The organism is Amycolatopsis sp. cg5 (genome assembly GCF_041346955.1).
Lineage (GTDB): Bacteria > Actinomycetota > Actinomycetes > Mycobacteriales > Pseudonocardiaceae > Amycolatopsis.
Genome location: NZ_CP166849.1, coordinates 6,306,297 through 6,328,048 on the forward strand (window position 1 = coordinate 6,306,297; position 21,752 = coordinate 6,328,048).

Genomic DNA, 21,752 nt, shown 5'->3' on the forward strand with positions numbered 1-21,752 from the left:
CCGAGGACGTCCACCGCGCTGTGGCCGTCCCCGATGACATGGCATGACTCAGCCGAAGAAGACCTCGGCCTCTTCGTACCGCTCGGCCGGGACCGTCTTCAGCTCGGCGGTCGCCTCGGACAGCTTCACGCGGACGATGTCGGTGCCGCGCAGCGCGACCATCACGCCGAAGTCGCCGTCGGCGACGGCGTCGACCGCGTTGAGGCCGAAGCGGGTGGCGAGCACCCGGTCGTAGGCGGTCGGCGTGCCACCGCGCTGGACGTGCCCGAGCACCACGGCGCGGGACTCCTTGCCGGTGCGCTTGGCGATCTCGTCGGCCAGCCAGGTGCCGATGCCGCCGAGGCGGACGTGCCCGAAGGCGTCCTTCTCGCCGGTGAGCAGCTTCTCCTCGCCGCCCTCGGGCAGCGCGCCCTCGGCGACGACGATGATCGGCGCGAACTCACGCTCGAAGCGGCGCTCGACCCACTTGACGACCTTCTCGACGTCGAAGTGGCGCTCGGGCACCAGGATGACGCTCGCGCCGCCCGCCAGGCCGGAGTGCAGCGCGATCCAGCCCGCGTGGCGGCCCATGACCTCGACGACCAGCGCGCGGTGGTGCGACTCGGCCGTGGTGTGCAGCCGGTCGATCGCCTCGGTGGCGATGGAGACCGCGGTGTCGAAACCGAAGGTGTAGTCGGTCGCGCCGAGGTCGTTGTCGATCGTCTTGGGAACCCCGACGACACCGACGCCGTCGTCGGTCAGCCGCTTGGCGACACCGAGGGTGTCCTCGCCGCCGATGGCGATGAGCGCGTCGACGCCCTGCTCCTTGAGCACGGCCTTGATCTTGTCGACGCCGCCGTCGACCTTGTACGGGTTGGTCCGCGACGACCGCAGGATGGTGCCGCCCCGGGTCAGGATGTCCTCGACATCGTTCAGCCCGAGCGGCTTGCTCTCCCCGGTGAGCGGCCCCTGCCACCCGTTGCGGAAGCCGACGATGTCCCAGTTGTGGACCTCGATGCCCTTGCGGACCACGGCGCGGATCACCGCGTTCAGGCCGGGGCAGTCGCCGCCGCCGGTCAGCACACCGACACGCATGACAAGTCCTCCGTCTTTGTTACTCAGAGATGGCAGTCACATTTCGCCGTCAGCGTAGCGCCAGATCTCTGGATCGGTGCAGGGCGTACCACCTGGAAATCATGTCTGTGCTAGCTTGACCTCGTGCAGCGCTATTTCTGGTTTACGAAGCCGGCCCCGGGTGGGCACGGCGGCGTGAACCTGCGCTGACCTACCACCTGCCGAGCCGGAAGATCCACACCGGCTCGCAGGGTTTCCGCGGGTCGGTTCACCCCGAGAGGAACCCCGCGATGACTCCCACCGCCGACACGCTGACCGCACTCGACGGCAACCGCACCACTTCGATCAGCCCGCTGCTGTCCCCCGCCATGCTCAGGCACGAGCATCCGATGACCTCCGGTGTCGCCGATACGGTGCTCGCCGGTCGGGCGGGCACCATCGGCATCCTCAACGGCACCGACGACCGGCTCCTCGTCGTCGTCGGACCGTGTTCGGTCCACGACACCGAAGCCGCGATGGACTACGCGCGAAAGCTGGCCGCGAAGTCGGCTGAGCTTCGGGGTGAACTGCACGTCGTCATGCGGGTCTACTTCGAGAAGCCGCGCACCACGCTCGGCTGGAAGGGCCTGATCAACGACCCGTCGATGAACGGGACGTTCGAGGTCAACAAGGGCCTGCGGATAGCGCGACGGCTGCTGCTCGACGTGTCGGCGCTCGGGCTCCCGGTGGGCTGCGAGTTCCTCGACCCGATCACCCCGCAGTACATCGCCGACACCGTGACCTGGGGTTCCATCGGCGCGCGCACCGCGGCGTCGCAGGTGCACCGGCAGCTGTGCAGCGCGCTGTCCATGCCGGTCGGCATCAAGAACTCGACCGAGGGCGACGTCCAGGTCGCCGTCGACGCGACCCGCGCGGCCGGGGCGTCACACGTCTTCCCCGGCATCAACACCGACGGACTGGCCGCGCTCCTGACCACCGCGGGCAACCCCGACTGCCACGTGATCCTGCGCGGCAGCGCCCAGGGCCCGAACTACGACGCTCTCACGGTTTCGGACACGCTCTCGCGGCTCGCGAAGGCGGGGCTGCCGGAGCGCGTGATCATCGACGCGAGCCACGGCAACAGCTCGAAGGACCACGTCCGGCAGGCCGCCGTGATCGAGGAGATCGCGTCCCGGCTCGCCTCGGGTGAGCGCGGCATCGCCGGGGTGATGATGGAGAGCTTCCTCGTCGGCGGACGCCAGGACCTCTCGCTGGGCCACGCCGAGGACCTCACCTACGGCCAGTCGATCACCGACGCCTGCATGGACTGGGACACCACAGCGTCCCTTTTGGACACCCTCGCCGCCGCCGTCAAGTCCCGCCGCTGAAAAAATCCCAATGCGTCTTTCGGTCCCTGGGAGGTGCCGAAAGACGCATTGGGGACCTGGCAGGGACCGAACGACGCATTCGGGACCTGGCAGGGACCGAACGACGCATTCGGGACCTGGCAGGGACCGAACGACGCATTCGGGCTACGACGGGGTGCGGGTCAGCCGCGGCGGCGCTTCCAGACCTCTTCGATGATCTGCCAGCGCTCGTAGTTGTGGCGGGCGTCGGCGAGTGCGTCGTGGGCGTCGGTCGGGGCGGGCGGGAGCTTGGGCTTGTTGACGTCTTCCCAGCGCTGGCGCAGGTCGCGGGTGAAGCGGGGCAGCTGGCGCGGGAGCGCGGGCATCGGGCCCCAGAGCTGGGCGAGCGCGACGTGGTCGTAGGCCGCGAACCAGGCCCAGAGCTCGATGCCGCCCGGGGGCTTGCCGAAGAACTCGAGCAGGTCCTCGCGGATGCGCTCACGGCTGCGCCAGGCCTTGTCGGCGGGCGAGGGCAGCTTGGGGAGGACGTTGTCGCGGACCCAGGCTCCTGCCTTGGCCGGGTCGAAGTCGGTCGATACCGCGTAGAACTCCCGGCCCTGCTCGTCCACGACACCGATCGACACCAGGTCGATCGTCAAGCCGTCCTCGATGAACTCGGTGTCGTAGAAAAATCGCACCGGGCGACCCTAATGGGCGACTATCCGACCTTGGTCTGGGGTACCCGATCCGCTTCCAGAGCCGACGGCTGGGCCGGGACCTTGGGGCTCACACCCGCGGCCTCGGCGGCGAGGAGTTCCTTGGCCTTGGCCGCGTAGATGTCGACGTACTCCTGCCCGGAGAGCTCCATCAGCGCGTACATGATCTCGTCGGTGATCGACCGCTCGATGAACCGGTCGCCGGCGAGGCCCTCGTAGCGCGAGAAGTCGAGCGGCTTGCCGAAGCGGATCTCCAGGCGCATGGGGCGCCACATCTTGGAGCCGATCGGGTTGACCTTGTCGGTGCCGATCATCGCGACCGGGACGACGAGGCCGCCGGACTCCAGCGCGATGCGGGCGACGCCGGTCTTGCCCTTGTAGAGCCTGCCGTCCGGGGAACGGGTGCCCTCGGGGTAGATGCCCAGGAGGTTGCCCTCGCGGACCAGCCTGGTGGCGGTGTCGAGCGCGGCCTGCGCGGCGTTGCCGCCGGAGCGGTCGATCGGGATCTGGCCGACGCCGGTGAAGAACGCCTTCTTGAGCTTGCCCTTGATGCCCGGCTCGGTGAAGTACTCCGACTTGGCGGGGAAGGTGACCATGCGCTTGACGCGCAGCGGCATGAAGAACGAGTCGGCGACCGCGAGATGGTTGCCTGCCAGGATGACACCGCCGGTCTCGGGGATGTTCTCCGCGCCGACCACCTTGGTCGGCCACAGCAGCTTGAGCAGCGGGCCCAAAAAGACGTTCTTCATCAACCAGTACAGCACCGCGACATGTCCTCCGAGCAGCTCGTTCCGGGTCGACCCGATCAACAAGGTTACGAACCACGACCGGCCATGCACAACGCCTGGTACCCGGTTGCGGACCGGCAGCGATCGATCTCACACCGATCCTATGCCATTCTCCAGTGCGGTCGGGGGCCCACAACGCGGCCCGGCCGTGCGAACATAGACGTCCCCACAAGCACAGACGGAAGGCGATCGCATGACGGTGCTCGCCGGCGCGGAACCGTTCTCACACACCGGTTCGACCGAAGTCGGGGTACTGCTGTGCCATGGGTTCACCGGCACACCCGGCAGCCTCCGCGCCTGGGGCGCGCATCTGGCCGAGGCCGGGTTCACCGTGCGCTGCCCGTTGCTACCGGGCCACGGCACGGTCTGGCAGGAGATGAACCGGACAGCGTGGACGGACTGGTACGAAACGGTCCGCGCGGAGCTGCTGGAGCTGCTCGAGACCTGCGACTCGGTGTTCGTCGGCGGCCTGTCCATGGGCGGCACGCTCACCCTGCGCCTCGCCCAGGAGTTCGGCGACCGGATCGCCGGCCTCGTGCTGGTGAACCCGTCGGTGACCACGCTGCGCTGGGACGCCAAGTTCGGCCCGCTGCTGGCCAGGGTGCTGCCCTCGGTGCCCGGCGTCGGCAACGACATCAAGAAGCCAGGCGAGACCGAGATCGCGTACACGCGCACGCCGGTGCGCGCGGCGGTCAGCCTCGGCAAGCTGTGGAAGCTCGTCCGCGCCGACCTGCCCAAGGTGACCCAGCCGCTGCTGCTGCTCCACTCGACCGTCGACCACATCGTGGAGCCGGTGAACTCGCGGATCATCCTCGACGCGGTCGGCAGCGAGAACGTCACCGAGGTGCTGCTCGAGAACAGCTACCACGTGGCGACGCAGGACAACGACGCCGAGCTGATCTTCGAGCGTAGTGTCGAATTCGTGCGCAGCGTTCGTGAGGCGGGGGTCGACGCGACATGAGCAGGGGCAAGGACGGGCCGGAGGACGTCGACGCCACCTTCGCGGAGATCGTCGCCGATCTGCGTGCCGAGGGCGTCGGGCTGCTCGACGAGGAGCCCGAACCCGCCGAGCCGGAGGAGAAGAAGGCGCCGGACCGCGGCTGGCGTGGTGGCGGCGCCGAGTGGGACGCCACCATGTTCGGCGACGATCCCGCCGACGACAACGAGCACTACGTGCCGCCGGAGCCGCCGCCGCTGCCGAGGCCGCGCAAGGGCGCGTTCATCGTGCTGCTGTTCTTCGTGATCGGACTGGTGCTGCTGATCTGGCCGAACGTGCTGGGCCTCGGCACCACGCTGGCCACCCCGCTGGGCATCCTTTCGCTGGCGACCGCGATAGCCTTGTTGCTTCTGCGCGTGAGACAGGGACCGCCCGACGGCGCCGATCCCACCACGGGCGCCCAGGTCTGACCCCTAGGAAAACCAGTGCACATCGAGTTCAGCCCCTCCCGCCGGTCGACGGTCGGCGCCGAGTGGGAGCTGGCCCTTGTCGACCGCCGGACCGGGGAGCTCGCCTCCGTCGCCGAGCGCATCCTGGAGCAGGTGCGCCCCGACGGCCAGGACGAGCACCCGAAGATCAAGCAGGAGCTGCTGCTCAACACGGTCGAGATCATCACCGGCATCTGCGACACCATCGGCGAGGTCAAGGCCGACCTGGCCGACTCGCTGGAGCTGGTGCACAAGGTGTGCGACCCGCTGGGCGTCGAGTTCTTCTCGGCGGGCTCGCACCCGTTCTCCACCTGGTACCAGCAGAAGGTCACCGACAAGGAGCGGTACGCGAAGCTGATCGACCGCACCCAGTGGTGGGGCCGTCAGATGCTGATCTACGGCGTCCACGTGCACGTCGGCCTCGATCACCGCGACAAGGTGCTCCCGGTGCTCGACGCGCTGCTCAACTACTTTCCCCACCTGCAAGCGCTTTCGGCGTCGTCGCCGTACTGGGGTGGTGAGGACACCGGGTACGCCTCGAACCGGGCGCTGATGTTCCAGCAGCTGCCGACCGCGGGCCTGCCGTTCCAGTTCCGCAAGTGGACGGAGCTGGAGAACTACGTCGACGACATGTTCGTCACCGGCGTGATCGACCACTTCTCCGAGATCCGCTGGGACATCCGGCCGGCGCCGCACTTCGGCACCATCGAGATGCGGGTGTGCGACGGCCTGCCGACGCTGGAGGAGGTCGCCGCGATCGCCGCGCTGACCCAGTGCCTGGTCGACGACTTCAGCGCCCGCCTCGACGACGGCGAGATCCTGCCGACCATGCCGCCATGGCACGTCCAGGAGAACAAGTGGCGCGCCGCCCGCTACGGCACCGACGCGGAGATCATCCTGGACGCGGCCGGGCGCGAACGGCTGGTCACGGACGATCTGCTCGACCTGCTGAACCGGCTGGAGCCGGTCGCGCGGCGGCTGGACTGCACCGAGGAGCTGCGCTCGGTCGAGCACATCCTGCGGGTCGGGCCGAGCTACCGGCGCCAGCGCGCGGTCGCGCAGAGCTGCAACGGCAGCCTCAAGGCCGTGGTGGCGTCGCTGATCTCGGAGATGCGGACGGGGCTTCCCCAGGCGTGAACCGCAGCGGCAGCGCGTCGAGCCCGCGCAGGTGCGGGTTGACGTGCCAAGCCAGCCGCGTGTCGGCCAGTTCCAGGTCACGCAGGCCGAGGATGATCCGGAACGCGATCGCCAGCTCCATCCGCGCGAGCGAGACGCCGAGGCAGTAGTGGATGCCGTGCCCGAACCCGACGTGCCCGCTCGCGTCGCGGCGAGGGTCGAACCGGTCGGGGTCGGGAAAACGGCCGGGGTCGCGGTCGGCGGCGGCGATCGCCAGCAGCACGACCTGGCCGTCACCGGGGATGGTGACGTCGCCGAAGGTGACCGGGCCGGTGGTGAACCGGCTGATGGCGAGCTCCAGCGCGCCGTCGAAGCGGATGCACTCCTCGATCGCGGCGGGCAGCCGTGCCGGATCGGCGCGCAGCTCGGCGAGTCGATCGGGATTGTTCAGCAGCGCGAGCGTGCCGGTGCCGATGAGGTCGGCCGTCGTGCTGTGGCCGGCGGTGAACAGCAGCCACGCCATGCCGAGCAGTTCTTCCTCGTCGAGCCGGTTGCCTTCGTCGCGCACCTTGACCAGCGCGCTGAGCAGGTCGTCGCCGGGCTCGCGGACCTTTTTCGCCACCAGCTCGGTGAAGTAGCCGCGGACCGCGGCGTATCCCGCCTTCTGCTCTTCCTGGGTGTCGGGCCGCGGAACCATTTGCCGCGCCCACAGGTGGAACTGGGCCTGCTCGTCCTCCGGCATCCCGAGCAGCTCCATGATCACCGTGAGCGCGAACGGGAAGGCGAACTCGCCGATCAGTTCCACCTCGCCGCGTGACCGGAAGCGAGCGGCCAGTTCGTCCGCCATCGCCTCGACCTTCGGCCGCATCGACTCGATGCGGGCGGGGGTGAACGCCTTGCTCACCAACCGCCGCAACCGGCCGTGGGTCGCGCCGTCGCTGCGCAGGAGGTTCCGGTCTAGCCCCATCGCCCGCTCCGCGGTCACCCAGGCTCCCCCGGCGTCGATCGCGGCGTTGAGGTGGCCGAGATCGTTGCTGAGATGGGGATCCGAGAACGCCCGGCGGACATAGTCGTACCGGGTCACCAGCCAGGCGGGCATGCCGTTGAGGGTGACCCGGCTGACCGGCGGGAGACCGGCGTAGGTCCGGTACGGGTCGTCCTTGTACGCCGGGTCCGTCGCGTCGAGCTGGGTCACGTCCATGCGATCAGACTGCCGGACATCTGGTCGAGCACTTTCAGCAGTGCGCCCGGCCCCATGACCGAGGCCCCTTCCGCCGTCACCCGGGCTTTGAGTTCGCGGTCGGCCGTCACCACGACGACGTGGTCGCGCGGCCGCGACGCGACCGCCTCCCTGGCCACCTCGACGATCTTGGCGTCCCCGTCGCGGGGCGCCGCGACGACCTGGACCGTCGCCGAGGCCTCGACGCCGCGTGCCTGGCCTTCGACGACCAACGTGACACGCGGCCACCACGTCCAGTCGCCGTTCATCGGCAAGCCCGCGGAACCGGCGGAAAACCCTGACACGGCAAGGCGAGCGAGCTTGTCGCGGAGTGTGACGGCCGCGCCGTGCCGGTCACGCCACCAGCCGTCCGGACGCGAGCCGACGACGTTCGCGCCGTCGACGATCAGGACCAGCTCCCGGCCAAGCTGCTCGTGGAGCGCGGGCCACGCGAGCGCGAAATCCTTGTGCAGGCGGTAATCTTGGACGTTCGACGGCGGCACCCAGGCCAGCTCCGAGCTCTCCGAGTTGGCGACGCGTTCGTTGACCGGCTTCGTCACGAGCGCCAAAACCGTGGTGTAGGCCCAGTTTCCATGGTCCACTGTGGACTGGCAGGTCACGTTCAGCGCGTCGGCCGCGATCTCGGCTTCTTCCCATGCCTCGCGGATGGCCGTGTCGCGGGGGCTCTCCCCCGACTCCAGCGCGCCGCCGGGGATCGCCCAGGTCCGGCCGTGATGGACCCACCAGGCCCGCCGCTGGAGCAGGACGCCACGCTCGGGGTCGGCCAGCAGCAACCCGGCCGCGCCACGGCGTCCCCAGTGCCGGTGGCCGTGACCGCAGCGCACGAAACCGTTGGCGTCCATGGCTTCAGCCTGTCACACCGACCTGCCGTTCGGCAGTCTCCTCGAAGGCGACCGCGGCCGCGCCGACCAGTGCCGTGTCGGCGCCGAGCTGCGCGGTGCGGATCCGGGCCAGCGGGCGGTGGCCGGCGCCGGTGATGAGCCCGGAGTAGTGCTCGCGGGCCTCGTCGAGGAACAGCGGGGCCGACTCGGACACGCCGCCCGCGATCACCATGACCTCGGGGTCGAAGACGTCCGCGACCAGCGCGAGGCCTTCGCCGAGCCATTTCGCCAGCTCGGCGAGCGCGCGCTGGGCGACAGGGTCGCCGTCGCGCGCGGCGCCCGCGACGCGCCTGCCGGTCACCGAGCCGGGGTCGCCCGCGGTCTCCCTGGCCAGCACGGTCGACCGGCCGGGATGCCTGGCGAGCAGCTCGACGGCGGTCGCGGCGAGCGCCGTCCCGCTGCAGTAGCGCTCCCAGCAGCCGTACTTCCCGCACGGGCACGCGCGCCCGCCCGGCACCACGGTGAGGTGACCGAGTTCGGGGGCGACGCCGTGCGCGCCGCGGTAGATCTTGCCGTTCAGCAGCAGACCCGCGCCGATTCCGGTGCCCAGCGCCACCAGCACGGCCACGCTCGATCCGCGCGCGGCGCCGAAGCGGTGCTCGCCGACGGCGGCGGCGTTGGCGTCGTGTTCGAGGGTGACCGGGAGGCCGACGCGCTTGGCGATGCGGTCGCCCACCGGGGCGCCGCGCCAGGCCAGGTGCGGCGCGAACATGACCGAGCGGCGGTCGGCGGCCACGAAACCGGCGACGGCGAGGCCGACGGCCGCCACCTCGTGCCGGTTGCGGAGATCCTCGATCACCCCGGCGATCGCGTCCTCGAGCGCGTTCTCGCCACTCGGGGTGGCCACCCGGCAGGTGTCCAGCAGCGAACCCTGCTCATCGACGACGCCGGCGCGCACGCTGGTCCCGCCGACATCAACACCTATCGCCAGCACTCAGTTCTCCCGATCCGGCTGCCACTCGTCCCGTCGGCGTACGGCGATGTGCTGCACCCGGGCGGACGGTACTGGATCATCATGCGCGGCCGGCGGCTTGGCCGCCGGTTGGAACCCCGGCATGTGCACCCCGCCGTCGGGCTCCCACCGGTCCGCCAGCACGGCCCTGAGCAGCGCGATCAGCTGCGCGGCCTGCTCCATGAGCTTCGCGGCGAACTCGGGCCGCTCCCCCTTGACGACGGCGACGAGCGCGCACAGCGGGCACCACCCGCAGTCGCTGGTCTCGTGCGGCTTCTGCTCGGCTTCGGGCCCGTGACCGGCGGAGATGACGCCCTCCAGCCACGGTGCCGCGCGTTCGATGACCATCTCGACGAGCAGCCTGATCTCTTCGGCCAGGCTCGTCGCCTGATGCGTGTCGGTCACGGGCGCCTCCGGTCGGCGGACAGTGACACCACCAGCCCCGCCGCGTCGGACTCGGCCCCGGTGATGCGGCACGGGCGCAGCAGTGCGGGCAGTGCGATGAGACGGCGGAAGCCGTCGACGGTGATGGCGAGGTCGTCGTCGACCCGCGCGAGATCCAGTGTGGTGTCCCGGCCCAGCGGCAACGCCACCCGCAGCTCGTAACCACCGTCCACTTCGGACACCTTGAGCAGCGGCGTGATGCCTGATCCGTTGCCGGACAAGGGATCTGAGCCATGATAGAGCTCGGCCGCGATCTCCAGCAAGGCGGGCAGGCCGACCGGCTCGACGGCGCGGTGCTCGACCGCGCGGATCAGCCCGGAGCCCAGGCCCGCCGCGTGGAGCTCGGCGAGCACCTCGTCCTGCTGGTTGCGCCTGGTGCGCATCCAGTTCGCGGCCGAGCCGCGCCAGATGCCGGGTGCGGGCATCAGCCGGTTCGCGATCATGCCGTCGACCCGGATCCCGCGCAGCGCAAGGGAACTGAGCGTGCGGCGGGCCTCGGCGACGACGACGCGTTCCGGCGTGAGCACCAGCCGGACGGTGGTGACCGTCGGATCGGTGAGCAGCGCGCGCAGCGACTCCAGATGCCTGCCGAGCCTGCGGACGGCGTCGGCGGTGCCCGACCATCGTTTGCGGCCGAACAACCGGGTCAGATAGCCGGAGATCGCCTCGGGCAGCGCGAGCAGGCGCAGGGTCTCGGCGGTCGGGCCGCAGTCGACGACGATCGTGTCCCACGGGCCGGTCTCCGCCAGCCGCTGCACCTCGGTGAGCGCGAGCACCTCGTCGACGCCGGGCAGCACGGTGAGCTCTTCGGCGTCGAGCTGGTCGATCCCGGCGCCGGACAGCATCGTCCTGAGCTGGCCGCGCAGGTCCTGCCAGACGGTGTCGACCAGGCCGCGCGAGTCGATCTGGGCGGCGTGCAGCAGCGCGTCCACTTCGGACGGCTCCGCGCCCAGTGGCACGCCGAACGCGTCGCCGAGCGAGTGCGCGGGGTCGGTCGAGACCACCAGCGTCTTCCTGCCGCGCCCGGCGAGCGCCGCGGCGGTCGCCGCGGCAAGGGTCGTCTTACCGACGCCCCCCTTGCCGGTGAACAGGAGAATCCGCACTAGCTAAGACTCTCCACACGCTTCTTGAGCTCCTTGAGCGCGGTGTCCATGACCATCTTCTCGGCCTTGCGGCGCAGCAGCCCGATCATCGGGAGCGCGAGCTCGACCGAGAGCGTGTACGTCACCTTGGTGCCCGCGCCGGACGGCTCGAGCTGGTAGCGCCCGTTCTGGGCCTTCTGCATCTGGCCCTTGACCAGGTGCCAGCTGACGGCGAGGCCGTCGGCGTCCCAGTCGTACTCCAGCGTGTAGACGTCCTTGATGGGACCGGCGTCGAGGGTCAGCCGCACCTGGTGGGGCTTGCCGGCCTCGTCTTCGGCGAGGACCTCGGTCTCTCGCACCGCCTTGGCCCATTTCGGATACTCGGGGAAGTCGGCGATCACCGCCATGACCCGATCGGGCGACGCGGCTACCTCGATGGACTGCGTGGACTGCTCGGCCATGGGTGGAAGAGTAACCGTTCCGGCTAGTCACCAACGAAGCACGTACGGCAGTTCTGTCTCCTTGAAGTGACCGACGTTACGGCACTCGGTCTTGCCGAGACGCCTCCTCGCTGACAGCGGCTGGTGCACGTGTCCGAAGACCGACCAGCGGGGTTGCTGAATCGTGATCAGCTCGCGCAGCGTGGCCGAGCCGAGCTCGTGCCGCTTGGCGACCACGTCGTAGGTCAGCTCGGGCACCGCGGGCGGGATGTGGGTGCAGAGCACGTCGACCGCGCCGAGCTTGGCCACGTCCGCGTCGAAGTCCTCGTGCGTGCGCAGGTACGGCCGCCAGCCGCCTCCCTTGCGCGGCAGGACACCCTTCGGCAGCAGCGCGCCGCCGACGAAACCGCACCTCAGGCCGCCGATCTCGACCGTCTCACCGTCCAGCACGTGTACGCCTTCGCGGGCGAACTCCGGCCAGAGCACGGGGGTGTCGACGTTGCCGGGCGTGGCGTAGGTCGGCACCGGCATCGCGGCGAACAGGGCCGCGTACTGGGCGCGGATGGCCTCGTCGACGGCCGCGGCCGGGTCTTCGAGGGTGGCCCAGAGCGAGCGGGAGTAGGCGATCGTCTCGTCGCGGGTGCCCTCGCGGCGCAGCCGCGCGAACGTGGCCACGTTCTCCGCGCCGAACAACGCGCCCATGATGCCCTTGTCGTGCTGGTGGTAGTCGACGAAGTCGACCAGGTCACCGAGCACGATCAGCGCGTCGGCGCCGTCACCGGCCCGCTTGAGCGCCTCGTTGTTGCCGTGGACGTCCGATACGACGTGAACCCGCATACTTCCCCTTATACGGCGTGCGCGGGCGGAACACCCGGCTCACGGCCATCTTCCAAGATCTCCTTGAGGCCCAGCGCGATGCCCTTGGCCGCGCGCGCCCTGCGGTCGAACTCCTGGCGGAGCCTGCGCGGGCTGAGCGCGGGCCCATCGGGTGAGGCGCGCAGGAAGTAGTGCAGCACGGTGCCGTCGAGCATCGGCTCCAGCCAGATCTCCATGGTGCCGACCAGCGCGCCGCGCACGGTCCACCGGAGCCCCTCGTCGCCGCGGTCGGTGTAGACCTCGAGCACCAGGTCGGGCCAGTATCGGGACCAGGACCGCGGATCCGCGAACGCCGCCTTCACCGTGCCGGCCGGTACCGCGAGGAAGGTTTCGTCGACGATGTCGATCGCGCTAGCTTCAGCCACGAAATGGAGAATGTCATGGGCGCGGTCGTGCATCCGCAGCAGCATGGCCTTATCGTGACCCGCACGCTAAGTTAACCGGCGGGTAACAGCTCGCGTTTGAACACGGAGGTCCACGTGCGCGAATACAGCGCTCCCGCCACTCGCCCCGTCACCGGCGAAGAGAACCTCGCGGACGTCGTGTGGGCGAACGCCGAGCGTTTCGCCGACCTCGTCAGCTTCCGCCGCCAGGTGAACGGCACCTGGCTGGACGTCACCGCCGCCGAGTTCGCCGCGCAGGTGCTCGCGGTCGCCAAGGGCCTGGTCAAGTCCGGCCTGGAGGTCGGCGACCGGGTCGGCCTGATGTCGAAGACCCGCTACGAGTGGACCCTGATCGACTTCGCGATCTGGGCCGCGGGCGGCGTCACCGTCCCGATCTACGACACCTCCTCGGCCGAGCAGGTGCACTGGATCCTGTCGGACTCCGCGGCCAAGGCCGTCTTCGTCGAGACCGACGACCACCTCGCGACGCTGGAGAGCGTCATCGAGCGGCTCGACACGCTCGACAACACCTTCCAGATCGAGTCGGCAGAGAAGCCCGCCATCGACGTGCTCACCGCGATCGGCACCAGCCTCACCGACGACGAGCTGCACGCCCGCCGCCGCGTGGTGAAGTCGGGCGACCTCGCCACGATCGTCTACACCTCGGGCACCACCGGGCGCCCCAAGGGCGTCGAGCTGACCCACAAGAACCTGCTCTCGGAGATCCGCGGCGCGGTCGAGGCGTTCCCCGACCTGATGGAACAGGGCAACTCGCTGCTGGTGTTCCTGCCGCTCGCCCACGTGCTGGCGCGCGCGATCGCGGTGACGGCGCTCAGCACCCGCGTGACACTCGGGCACACCGCGGACGTCAAGACGCTGGTCGCCGACCTCGGCACGTTCCGCCCGACCTTCGTGGTCGCGGTGCCGCGCGTGTTCGAGAAGGTCTACAACAGCGCCAAGCAGAAGGCGCACGGCGACGGCAAGGGCAAGATCTTCGACGCCGCCGAAGCCACCGCCGTCGCGTACAGCGAGGCGGAAGCGGCGGGCAGCATCGGGCTCGGCCTGCGCCTCAAGCACATGCTGTTCGACAAGCTCGTCTACGCCAAGCTGCGCGCGGCACTCGGCGGCCGCTGCATCGCGGCCGTCTCCGGCGGCGCCCCGCTGGGCGCGCGGCTCGCGCACTTCTTCCGCGGCATCGGCGTCCCGGTGTTCGAGGGCTACGGCCTCACCGAGACCTCGGCGGCCGCGCACGTCAACACCCGCACCGCGTTCCGTGTCGGCACCGTCGGCAAGCCCGTCGCGGGCACCTCGTGCCGGATCGCCGACGACGGCGAGATCCTGCTCAAGGGCGACGTCGTCTTCGGCGCGTACTACAACAACGAGGCCGCGACCAAGGAGTCGCTGAATGACGGCTGGTTCCACACCGGCGACATCGGCGAGCTCTCCGACGACGGCTTCCTCAAGATCACCGGGCGCAAGAAGGAGATCATCGTCACCGCCGGCGGCAAGAACGTCGCGCCGTCCGGCCTCGAGGACACGATGAAGGCCAGCCCGCTGATCAGCCAGGCCATGGTCGTCGGCGACCAGCGCCCGTTCATCGGCGCGCTGGTGACCATCGACGAGGAGTACTTCCCGACCTGGAAGTCCCAGCACGGCAAGGATTCCGGCGCCTCGGTCGCCGACCTGGCCAACGACGCCGACCTGCGCGCCGAAGTCCAGACGGCGGTCGACCAGGCCAACCTGGCGGTGTCGAAGGCGGAGGCGATCAAGAAGTTCACGATCCTCGCCAAGGACTTCACCGAGGCGGGCGGCGAGATCACGCCGAGCCTCAAGCTCAAGCGCAACGTCGTCAGCAAGAACTACGCGCTCGACATCGAGGCGCTCTACAAGAAGTAAGGGCTCGTGCGCGTTGCGGGCGGTTCTTGAGCGGAAGGCCAAATGTGGAGTCTTGCGCTCGGGCGCGGCTGAACCACACAAAGGCCACCCTTGTAACGCTGAGCGTGACATGGGCCCCCTTCATCACGTCTCAGACTCCAGCAAAACCGCGTGAAAAGGACATATAGGACCGCATTTCGCGTCTGGCGTCCATGGTGGACACGAATCGGGTGTAGTTCACCAGCGAGACGACGTGAACGCCCCGTTCACAACGTTCAACGTCGCGAACGAGGCGTTCACGCCATCCCACCTGGCGCAGCGACCACACGTGGCGGGCGAGTCATGGGGGTCGTGAGTGGTACGGCCGGTTCTAACCGGTCTAAACACTCACGACCCCTTGCCCTCACTCAGCCGCGAAATGCCGTGCGTCCGGGCCTCGCGACGTGACCTCGTCAGCCAGACCGACGCACGCCACATTTGCCCTTCCCCTCAAATAGAACCGCCCGCAACGCGCACGACCCCGATTGCTCAGGCGGGTGCCGTGATGGGGGCGTCCCACTCGATGTGGTGGTCGTAGAGCCAATTCCGCTCGGTCCCCGCGTCGCGCTGGCCCGCGCTGACGGCGACCAGGCGCTCGACGCGCTCGCGGCGCAGGCCCTCGTAGGTCTTGAACGCCTCGGGCGCGTCGGGCAGGTCGCGCAGGCACTGGGCGAGCACGACGCTGTCCTCCAACGCCATCGACGCGCCCTGGCCCGCCGCGGGTGAGGCGGCGTGCGCGGCGTCGCCGACGAGGACCATCTCGGGCGTCGACCAGATCGGCAACATAGGGACGTCGTAAGCGAGTCCGCCATGGACCTCGTCGCCGGTCGCGGCGATGATGCCCGCCGACGGCGGCACGTCGTCCGCGAAGGCCTCGGCCGCCAGGGAACGCCACTGGGCGGGGGTGACGGCCGCGAGTTCGGCGCGGGAGCGTTCCGGGCCGGGGATGCGCGAGAACCAATACGTCTGGCCGTCAGGTGCGGTCGTGTAGCCGAAGAACGCGTGCTTGCCTTGGATCATGCGGTAGATCGCGGGCGCGGACGGGATGTCCTTGCTGCGCGTGTAGCCGTAGACGATGTTGAGGCCGGTGTAGCGCGGGCTCGGCGCGTCGGGGTCGATGAGCTTGCGTACCACCGAATGCAGGCCGTCGGCGCCGATCAGGATGTCGCCGCGCGCGATCGAGCCGTCCTCGAAGCGGGCTTCGACGCCGTGTGACGTCGTCTCCGCCGAGATCAGGCGTTTGCCGTGTTCGAAGGCGATGCCGCGACGGGCGGCCTCGCCGTGCAGCACGCGGTAGAGCCCGGCCCGGGTGAGCGTGCGCGGGCTGGTGACGCCGACGCGGGAGAAGACCCGCTCCCCCATCTGCTCGCCGGTGACGCCGAAGACCTCGACACCGTGCGCGGGAAAGGAATTGTCGATCACCGGGTCCAACGCGTCGATGGCGCTGAGCGCGTCCATCCCGTTGTCCATGATCGTCAAGAAGGCGCCGGCGTCGGCCGCCCCCTCGGGATACGCCTCGTGGATGACCGCCTCGATCCCGGCCTTGTGCAAGGCCATCGCCGTCACGGCACCCGAAATCCCACCACCGATGATCACAGCCCTGCGCGTCACCGCTCCGACCTTACCGAAAACGGTGACGCGCAGGGGTTGATCAAGCGCGCTCCGCTGCCGCCAGCCGGACGCAGACGGTCAGGCCCTTGACGGCCTCTTCGATCTCCGCGAGCTCCGGGAAGGTCGGGGCGATGCGGATGGTCTTGTCCTCGGGGTCGTCGCCGTACGGGTGCGTCGCGCCCGCGGGCGTGAGCGCGATGCCCGCTTCCTTGGCGAGGCGGACGACCTCCTTCGCGGTGCCGGGCACGACGGTCAGCGAGATGAAGTACCCGCCGGTCGGCTTGGTCCAGCTCGCGAGGCCGGTGTCGCCGAGCTCCTCGGTGAGGATGCGGTCGACCGCGTCGAACTTCGGCGCGATGAGCTCACGGTGCTTGCGCATGTGCTCGCGGACGCCGTCTTCGTCCTTGAGGAACAGCATGTGACGCAGCTGGTTGATCTTGTCGGGGCCGATCGTGCGCTTGCCGATCTTGCCGAGCCACCACGCGATGTTGGCCTTCGAGGCGCCGAAGAACCCCACGCCGCCACCGCCGAAGGTCACCTTCGAGGTCGAGCCGAACACGAACGCGCGGTCCGCGTTGCCGTGCTCCTCGCACAGCGCCAGCAGGTCCGCGATCCGGGTCTCTTCGTCGGTGAGGTGGTGGACCGCGTAGGCGTTGTCCCAGAAGATCCGGAAGTCGGGCGCGGCCGTGGTCATCGCGGCGAGCCTGCGCACGGTGTCGTCGCCGTAGGTGGCGCCGGTCGGGTTGCTGTACTTCGGCACGCACCAGATGCCCTTGATGCCGGCGTCCTCGGCGACGAGGCGCTCGACGACGTCCATGTCGGGGCCGGTCTCGGTCATCGGGACCTGGATCAGTTCGATCCCGAAGCGCTCCGACAGCGCGAAGTGGCGGTCGTACCCGGGCACCGGGCACAGGAAGGCGACGCGTTCCTCGTCGGCCCAGCGACGCTCGGCGCCGGGCAGCTTGCTCAGCAGGGCGTTGACGACCGAGTCGTGCATGAGCTCGAGGCTCGAGTTGCCCGCGGCGAGCAGCTGGTCGGCGGGCACCTGCAGGAAGCCGCTGAACAGCTTGCGCAGCTCCGCGAGACCGTTGAGGCCCCCGTAGTTGCGGACGTCGGTGCCGTCCTCCGCCTTGAAGACGTCGCCGGGGAGACCGAGCATGCCGTTGCTCAGGTCCAGCTGGCGGGGAGACGGCTTGCCGCGGGTGATGTCGAGGGAGAGGCCGCGCTCGACGAGCGCCGCATAGTCGCTACGGGCCGTCTCGGCGTCGACAGAGAGGGTTGTCATAACGTAACGCTAACCCCGAGGTGCAAGCGGCTTTCCGAGTGGTCCGCTTCACAGCCCACGTGAGCCACGGAAGGGTGAAGCGGCCACAGAAACCGACGAGCGCGCCCACGAAAAGGCCTGCGAATACGTCATGTGGATAGTGGGCGCCGACGTAAACCCGTGAGAAAGCCAGCAACAGCGCGAGGATCGTGGCGATCCAGCCCAGCCGTCTGTCCACGAAGAACAGAGCGACCGCGACGGCCGCGACGATCACCGCGTGGTTGCTCGGGAACGAGTAGTCGCCCACGGGTTCACACGGGGTGAGCGGGACGACGCCGAGCAAGCTCTGGCATGGCCGCGACTCCTGCACCAGCGGCTTCACAAGACTGCTGACCCCGAAAGCCAGCACGGCCGCCAACGGCACCCACACGGCCGCGGCCTTGTCCTCCGCCGTTCCGCCACGGGCTCGCCAGCAGGCGACCAGCGCCAGCAGCGCGAGAAGCACCAGGCCCCAGTCCGTGTAGATCTCGAAAAACCTGTGCAGCCAAGGGGTTTCCTCGGCGAATCGAGCCACGGCCCGGTACCAGCCGCCGTCGAACGAAGATCCGTTCATCCTCACCTCTACATGTCTGTAGAAATTCTACATCCATGTAGAAGTTGCTGCGTCGGCCACCGCCTCGACGACGGTCGACCCCGAGCACAGCACCACCGCCAGCACGACCGCGACACCCAGCCGCCACGACCGCGTCGGCGCGCGGAGCAGTGCCGAAACGCGGCGCGGCACCGGTCCGCCGGTCGCGGCGAGCACCGGCCCGGCCTTCGACACGAGCGCGGCCTTCGCAACCGCGGTCGCGACCAGTTTCCGGTCACCGACGCTGCGGGCGGCGCCCTCGTCGGCCCACCGCTCCAGCGTGAATTCCAGCGCCGTCCGCACCGGCCGGACCAGCGGATTGAGCGCGACAGCCAGACCTGCGGCGGCCAGGAACCAGTGATGACGTCCCCGCAGATGCGCACGCTCATGGGCGAGCAGCGCGCACACCTCGCCGTCGCCCAGTGTGGTCAGCAGCGCACGCGAAACCACGATCCGGCCACCGTGAAAGGGAACGGCGATGGCCATCGGGGCACCATCGACGACGACCAGCTCCGTGTCGGACTCGCCGGCGGCCGCGCGCACCTCTCGCATCCAGCGGACGCACCGCGCGGTCGCGACGGCAAGCCGTGCAGCCACGGCGACGAGCAGCGCCCCAGCGGCAAGGCCGAGCCAAGGACGGTGCTCGAACGCGGCCAGCAAAGCCAGCACGACCGTGCCACCGCCCGCGAGCACGAGCGCGCCCGCGGCGAGCAGCCAGCTCGCGAGCCGCGGCGAGGTGCGCGCCATGACGACGCTCGCCAGCGGCCACGAAAGCAGCGGCAGCACGAGCGGCACGAACATTCCCTTGTCCATCACTCGCCCCCGGCTTCCCGGAGCAGCGCACGCAAGGTCCGTTCGTCGTCACCCGACAATTCGGAAACGAACCGGGCGAGCACCCGATCCCGGTCGGGGCCGGCGTCGAGCACCTTGCGCATCCGGCGCGCGGTCAGTCCCGCCTCGTCCTCGACCGGCGAATACCCGAAAGACCGCCCGCGCTTTTCCCGCGTGACGGCGCCTTTGTCGTGCAGCCGCCCGAGAATGGTCACCACGGTCGTGTAAGCGAGGTCACCCCGCAGCCTCGCTTGGACATCGGACGCGGACATCGGCTCGCCTGCCGTCCACAGCACGGCGAGCACCTCGGACTCCAGCTTGCCCGGCGCCCGCCGGTGCGACTCTTCGGGCATACCGTCAATCTACAGCACTGTAGAAGTGATCAAGGCCGGGTGATCGTTCGCCAAGGCCCGGCGATTTCGGGAAAGAAATGATTCCACGGGCGAATGCGCGACAAATGTTACGGTACGGGAAATACGCGCAACAAATTCCGCGGCGAAGCGACTGTCTTGCGGTAGGGGTGTTCCGCTCTCCGTGAGCCCGAGGTGAAATGCGCATGTCCGCGTTCTGCGAGAATTGTCACCGCCCACTGGCCGAAGGCGCCGTGTGCCCGTGCGCCTATACCCAGAGCTGGTATCCCGGGGCCGCCGACCGCCTCGAGTCCCGGCGCGCCAACCGGACGGTGGCGCTCGCGGTACTCGGCGCGGCCGTGGTGATCGCTGCGGCCGTCCTGGTGGTGATCGGCCTGAAGGAGGCCCCGCCGGTGGTCGTCACCGGGCAGGACCGCTTCGTGGCGAACGCGCAGGCCCCCACCCAGACCGAATACGTGCCTTACGTTCCGCCGCCCGTCACGGTCACCTCCGTGCAACGCCCGCCCACAACGGTCGTCAGTGACGCGCTGCGCACCTTGCGTTCTTATGCCGCAGGCGATTTGGGCGCACTGCGCGCCAACGCGAACGGCCGCTGGGTGGCGCAATTGAGTTCGAAGCAGCCGGGCACGGTCGCGCACGGCGTGCGCTACGACGCCGACATGATCCTCTCGGAACACCTCACGCTGCGGTCGCGGTATCCGGGCGCGATGCTCGTGTGGACCGGGGATTGGCCCAGCTACAAGAATTCGGACTATTGGGCGACGGTCGGCGGCTCCGTCTACGCGACCCCCGAAGCGGCGAACGCGTGGTGCGACCAACAGGGTTTCCCGAAAGACGATTGCTACGCGAAGCGCCTGCGCACCACGGGCGGCCCCGACGGCAACACAAAGCTCAGATAATTCGTGAGTGGTACGGCCGGTTCTAACCCAATGCCACGTAGCTTGAGTTGATCAGGCTGCGCGGGTGAGTCCGCGTAGCCTGATCGTGGGTGGGCTGGGGTGGCGGGTGCTGGCTGGTTCGGTGCGTGTCTTGGCGCGGTATGCGTTGTGGCGTAACCGTTTGACCGCGCGTGGGCATGTTCGGTGTCGGCGGGGCGGGAGGGGTTTGCCGGTGATGTCGGCCAGGATCGTGGGTAGTGCGTCAGTCCAGTCCGGAGGGGGAAAAACCCGCCGTGCCGGTGGCGGAACGACGGGCGATACGCAGGACACGGCTGTAGCTGATCCGGTCGGGGTCGAGATCTGCGGCCTCGGCCGCGCGGGCGATCAGGACACTCAGGGCGTAATGGACGGTCAGCCACGCCCAGATCTCCTGATGCACCAGCTCCGGAAGTCTCGATCGCAGGATCTTGCCCGGCCCTCGAAGATGGGTTTTGAGCTGGTCATTGGCGGTTTCCTCCTCCCAGCGCTGGTGATAAGCCGCGGCGAGTTCCTCGGCGGCCGCGTCGTCGGAGTCGGTGATGTTCGTGAGCAGCACGATCAGCTCACCGGTGCCGTTGCCCACGCGGTCGGGGATGTCGTATTCCACGACCCGGACCAGGTGTGCCTCCTCGGGGTGGATCTGGTCCCCGGCCATCGCAGCGTCGAGAATCTGACGACGACGGCCCGCTCCGCGGACCTTCGGGTTGATCAGAACCGTGAGATAAGACCCGTCGGACAGAACCCGCACCACCGGCAACGCCAGGTTCGCCGGTGCCCGCCACAACAACGCCGCACCCGTGCGTGAGGCGCTGTCCCACGCGTCCCAGCTATAGAAATTCCGGTCCGCGGTCAGCAGCTCATCAGCAAGCAGACGCGGATAGAGCTCCTGCGCCAAGGTTTGCTCCCCGTCGCATAGGCGCCGACGCGAGCGGCGAGGAACGCGTGCGTGCCGCATTCGGCCAGCGCCACCACCCGCGCTTTCGGAAAGGCCGAGCGATGCTTGCCCGATCCGGCATACCCGAACTCCTCCACATTGCCCGCGGTGTCGGGCAGGTCGACCTCGAACCCGTCGATCGCCAGCAACCGCCACCGCCGCAACCACGCGCCACGCGTGTCCGAGGTCGCCACCGCCTGCGCGACACCCTCGAACACCTGCTCCATCACCACCGGCCCCAACCGTTTACGAGCCTGAGTGATCCCACTGGCCGTCGGCACCGACCAGGACGCATCCCAGCACCCGAACCGCGACAACGACCCGGTCACCTTCGTCGCGACCTCCTCATAATCATCGTCGGGGAACAAGCTCATCGCCATCGTCAGCACCGCCACCACACGCGGCGGCAGCTTCCCATCCGACCGCTTCGCCCCCACCCCGCACGCGGCGATCGCGGCGTCGATCACATCCCGATCCACCGCCGCCACCAGCACACCCAGCGACACCTGATCCGGGCTGGCCGTCACACCTGAACTCATAACCGACGATCAGACCAGC

Annotated in this window: 22 protein-coding genes and 1 pseudogene; 6 read left to right on the plus strand and 17 right to left on the minus strand. The window is 69.2% G+C overall.

Translation table 11 applies throughout. The features are described 5' to 3' along the window. Positions 1-48: 48 nt before the first annotated feature. Complete coding sequence (locus tag AB5J62_RS28020) at positions 49-1,074, minus strand: 6-phosphofructokinase (RefSeq protein ID WP_370942914.1); 1,026 nt, start codon at positions 1,072-1,074, stop codon at positions 49-51. 269 nt (positions 1,075-1,343) lie between these two features. Between AB5J62_RS28020 and AB5J62_RS28025 the strand changes: the two genes are divergently transcribed. Continuing rightward, a complete protein-coding gene (locus AB5J62_RS28025) occupies positions 1,344-2,420 on the plus strand; it encodes a 3-deoxy-7-phosphoheptulonate synthase (protein ID WP_370942915.1) in 1,077 nt (358 codons plus the stop codon). Between the two features lie 161 nt (positions 2,421-2,581). On the opposite strand, the gene AB5J62_RS28030 is transcribed toward AB5J62_RS28025, so the two are convergent. Beyond that, complete coding sequence (locus AB5J62_RS28030) at positions 2,582-3,076, minus strand: polyadenylate-specific 3'-exoribonuclease AS (protein WP_370942916.1); 495 nt, start codon at positions 3,074-3,076, stop codon at positions 2,582-2,584. Between the two features lie 20 nt (positions 3,077-3,096). After that, on the minus strand, positions 3,097-3,858 hold the full coding sequence (locus tag AB5J62_RS28035; RefSeq protein ID WP_091296773.1) for a 1-acyl-sn-glycerol-3-phosphate acyltransferase: 762 nt from the start codon (positions 3,856-3,858) through the stop codon (positions 3,097-3,099). 217 nt (positions 3,859-4,075) lie between these two features. Between AB5J62_RS28035 and AB5J62_RS28040 the strand changes: the two genes are divergently transcribed. The 3 genes from AB5J62_RS28040 to AB5J62_RS28050 are packed head-to-tail and all read left to right on the plus strand — an operon-like array spanning position 4,076 to position 6,444. Beyond that, on the plus strand, positions 4,076-4,843 hold the full coding sequence (locus AB5J62_RS28040; protein WP_370942917.1) for an alpha/beta hydrolase: 768 nt from the start codon (positions 4,076-4,078) through the stop codon (positions 4,841-4,843). Continuing rightward, on the plus strand, positions 4,840-5,289 hold the full coding sequence (locus AB5J62_RS28045) for a hypothetical protein (RefSeq protein WP_370942918.1): 450 nt from the start codon (positions 4,840-4,842) through the stop codon (positions 5,287-5,289). The genes AB5J62_RS28040 and AB5J62_RS28045 overlap by 4 nt, the downstream gene beginning before the upstream one ends. A gap of 15 nt (positions 5,290-5,304) precedes the next feature. After that, positions 5,305-6,444, plus strand: coding sequence for a glutamate--cysteine ligase (locus AB5J62_RS28050; protein ID WP_370942919.1), 1,140 nt, complete (start codon positions 5,305-5,307; stop codon positions 6,442-6,444). On the opposite strand, the gene AB5J62_RS28055 is transcribed toward AB5J62_RS28050, so the two are convergent. Genes AB5J62_RS28055 through AB5J62_RS28090 form a run of 8 tightly spaced genes read right to left on the minus strand, consistent with a single transcriptional unit; the run spans position 6,386 to position 12,703 of the window. Beyond that, on the minus strand, positions 6,386-7,624 hold the full coding sequence (locus AB5J62_RS28055) for a cytochrome P450 (RefSeq protein ID WP_370942920.1): 1,239 nt from the start codon (positions 7,622-7,624) through the stop codon (positions 6,386-6,388). The genes AB5J62_RS28050 and AB5J62_RS28055 overlap by 59 nt on opposite strands. Then, positions 7,615-8,505, minus strand: coding sequence for an NUDIX domain-containing protein (locus AB5J62_RS28060; RefSeq protein WP_370942921.1), 891 nt, complete (start codon positions 8,503-8,505; stop codon positions 7,615-7,617). Before AB5J62_RS28060 ends, AB5J62_RS28055 begins: the two co-directional genes overlap by 10 nt. Before the next feature lie 4 nt (positions 8,506-8,509). Next, positions 8,510-9,478, minus strand: a complete 969-nt coding sequence (locus tag AB5J62_RS28065) for an ROK family glucokinase (RefSeq protein WP_370942922.1) — start codon at positions 9,476-9,478, stop codon at positions 8,510-8,512. Beyond that, entirely contained in the window at positions 9,479-9,844 is a 366-nt protein-coding gene (locus AB5J62_RS28070) for a hypothetical protein (RefSeq protein WP_370950360.1), read from the minus strand. A 53-nt stretch (positions 9,845-9,897) separates the two neighbouring features. Further along, positions 9,898-11,043 carry an ArsA family ATPase gene (locus tag AB5J62_RS28075; protein WP_370942923.1) on the minus strand — a complete coding sequence of 382 codons (1,146 nt, stop codon included), beginning with the start codon at positions 11,041-11,043 and terminating at the stop codon, positions 9,898-9,900. After that, positions 11,043-11,483, minus strand: coding sequence for an SRPBCC family protein (locus AB5J62_RS28080; protein ID WP_370942924.1), 441 nt, complete (start codon positions 11,481-11,483; stop codon positions 11,043-11,045). Before AB5J62_RS28080 ends, AB5J62_RS28075 begins: the two co-directional genes overlap by 1 nt. A gap of 27 nt (positions 11,484-11,510) precedes the next feature. Beyond that, positions 11,511-12,299 carry a metallophosphoesterase gene (locus AB5J62_RS28085; RefSeq protein ID WP_370942925.1) on the minus strand — a complete coding sequence of 263 codons (789 nt, stop codon included), beginning with the start codon at positions 12,297-12,299 and terminating at the stop codon, positions 11,511-11,513. Between the two features lie 8 nt (positions 12,300-12,307). After that, positions 12,308-12,703, minus strand: coding sequence for a polyketide cyclase / dehydrase and lipid transport (locus AB5J62_RS28090; protein WP_370942926.1), 396 nt, complete (start codon positions 12,701-12,703; stop codon positions 12,308-12,310). Between the two features lie 114 nt (positions 12,704-12,817). Between AB5J62_RS28090 and AB5J62_RS28095 the strand changes: the two genes are divergently transcribed. Next, on the plus strand, positions 12,818-14,617 hold the full coding sequence (locus tag AB5J62_RS28095; protein WP_370942927.1) for a long-chain fatty acid--CoA ligase: 1,800 nt from the start codon (positions 12,818-12,820) through the stop codon (positions 14,615-14,617). A 507-nt stretch (positions 14,618-15,124) separates the two neighbouring features. On the opposite strand, the gene AB5J62_RS28100 is transcribed toward AB5J62_RS28095, so the two are convergent. The 5 genes from AB5J62_RS28100 to AB5J62_RS28120 are packed head-to-tail and all read right to left on the minus strand — an operon-like array spanning position 15,125 to position 19,325. Next, positions 15,125-16,246: an FAD-dependent monooxygenase gene (locus AB5J62_RS28100; RefSeq protein ID WP_370942928.1), complete on the minus strand. Its 1,122-nt coding sequence runs from the start codon at positions 16,244-16,246 to the stop codon at positions 15,125-15,127. A gap of 40 nt (positions 16,247-16,286) precedes the next feature. Then, entirely contained in the window at positions 16,287-17,531 is a 1,245-nt protein-coding gene (locus AB5J62_RS28105) for an aminotransferase class I/II-fold pyridoxal phosphate-dependent enzyme (RefSeq protein ID WP_370942929.1), read from the minus strand. Further along, entirely contained in the window at positions 17,494-18,123 is a 630-nt protein-coding gene (locus tag AB5J62_RS28110) for a phosphatase PAP2 family protein (protein ID WP_370942930.1), read from the minus strand. Before AB5J62_RS28110 ends, AB5J62_RS28105 begins: the two co-directional genes overlap by 38 nt. 27 nt (positions 18,124-18,150) lie before the next feature. Further along, positions 18,151-18,954, minus strand: a complete 804-nt coding sequence (locus tag AB5J62_RS28115) for a M56 family metallopeptidase (RefSeq protein WP_370942931.1) — start codon at positions 18,952-18,954, stop codon at positions 18,151-18,153. After that, positions 18,954-19,325 carry a BlaI/MecI/CopY family transcriptional regulator gene (locus tag AB5J62_RS28120; RefSeq protein WP_370942932.1) on the minus strand — a complete coding sequence of 124 codons (372 nt, stop codon included), beginning with the start codon at positions 19,323-19,325 and terminating at the stop codon, positions 18,954-18,956. Before AB5J62_RS28120 ends, AB5J62_RS28115 begins: the two co-directional genes overlap by 1 nt. A gap of 203 nt (positions 19,326-19,528) precedes the next feature. On the opposite strand from AB5J62_RS28120, the gene AB5J62_RS28125 reads away from it, so the two are divergent. Further along, positions 19,529-20,242: a hypothetical protein gene (locus AB5J62_RS28125; protein ID WP_370942933.1), complete on the plus strand. Its 714-nt coding sequence runs from the start codon at positions 19,529-19,531 to the stop codon at positions 20,240-20,242. 241 nt (positions 20,243-20,483) lie between these two features. Here the strand turns inward: AB5J62_RS28125 and AB5J62_RS28130 are convergent. Next, positions 20,484-21,733, minus strand: a pseudogene (locus tag AB5J62_RS28130) (IS4 family transposase). Between the last annotated feature and the right edge of the window lie 19 nt (positions 21,734-21,752).

Bases quoted from the DNA above. Each gene is read 5' to 3' on its own strand.
- AB5J62_RS28040 (WP_370942917.1), top strand. From the start codon at position 4,076: ATGACGGTGCTCGCCGGCGCGGAACCGTTCTCACACACCGGTTCGACC.
- AB5J62_RS28125 (WP_370942933.1), top strand. From the start codon at position 19,529: ATGTCCGCGTTCTGCGAGAATTGTCACCGCCCACTGGCCGAAGGCGCC.
- AB5J62_RS28060 (WP_370942921.1), bottom strand. From the start codon at position 8,505: ATGGACGCCAACGGTTTCGTGCGCTGCGGTCACGGCCACCGGCACTGG.
- AB5J62_RS28105 (WP_370942929.1), bottom strand. From the start codon at position 17,531: ATGACAACCCTCTCTGTCGACGCCGAGACGGCCCGTAGCGACTATGCG.
- AB5J62_RS28025 (WP_370942915.1), top strand. From the start codon at position 1,344: ATGACTCCCACCGCCGACACGCTGACCGCACTCGACGGCAACCGCACC.
- AB5J62_RS28070 (WP_370950360.1), bottom strand. From the start codon at position 9,844: ATGGTCATCGAACGCGCGGCACCGTGGCTGGAGGGCGTCATCTCCGCC.
- AB5J62_RS28045 (WP_370942918.1), top strand. From the start codon at position 4,840: ATGAGCAGGGGCAAGGACGGGCCGGAGGACGTCGACGCCACCTTCGCG.
- AB5J62_RS28020 (WP_370942914.1), bottom strand. From the start codon at position 1,074: ATGCGTGTCGGTGTGCTGACCGGCGGCGGCGACTGCCCCGGCCTGAAC.
- AB5J62_RS28080 (WP_370942924.1), bottom strand. From the start codon at position 11,483: ATGGCCGAGCAGTCCACGCAGTCCATCGAGGTAGCCGCGTCGCCCGAT.
- AB5J62_RS28115 (WP_370942931.1), bottom strand. From the start codon at position 18,954: ATGGACAAGGGAATGTTCGTGCCGCTCGTGCTGCCGCTGCTTTCGTGG.
- AB5J62_RS28085 (WP_370942925.1), bottom strand. From the start codon at position 12,299: ATGCGGGTTCACGTCGTATCGGACGTCCACGGCAACAACGAGGCGCTC.
- AB5J62_RS28120 (WP_370942932.1), bottom strand. From the start codon at position 19,325: ATGCCCGAAGAGTCGCACCGGCGGGCGCCGGGCAAGCTGGAGTCCGAG.
- AB5J62_RS28110 (WP_370942930.1), bottom strand. From the start codon at position 18,123: ATGAACGGATCTTCGTTCGACGGCGGCTGGTACCGGGCCGTGGCTCGA.
- AB5J62_RS28055 (WP_370942920.1), bottom strand. From the start codon at position 7,624: ATGGACGTGACCCAGCTCGACGCGACGGACCCGGCGTACAAGGACGAC.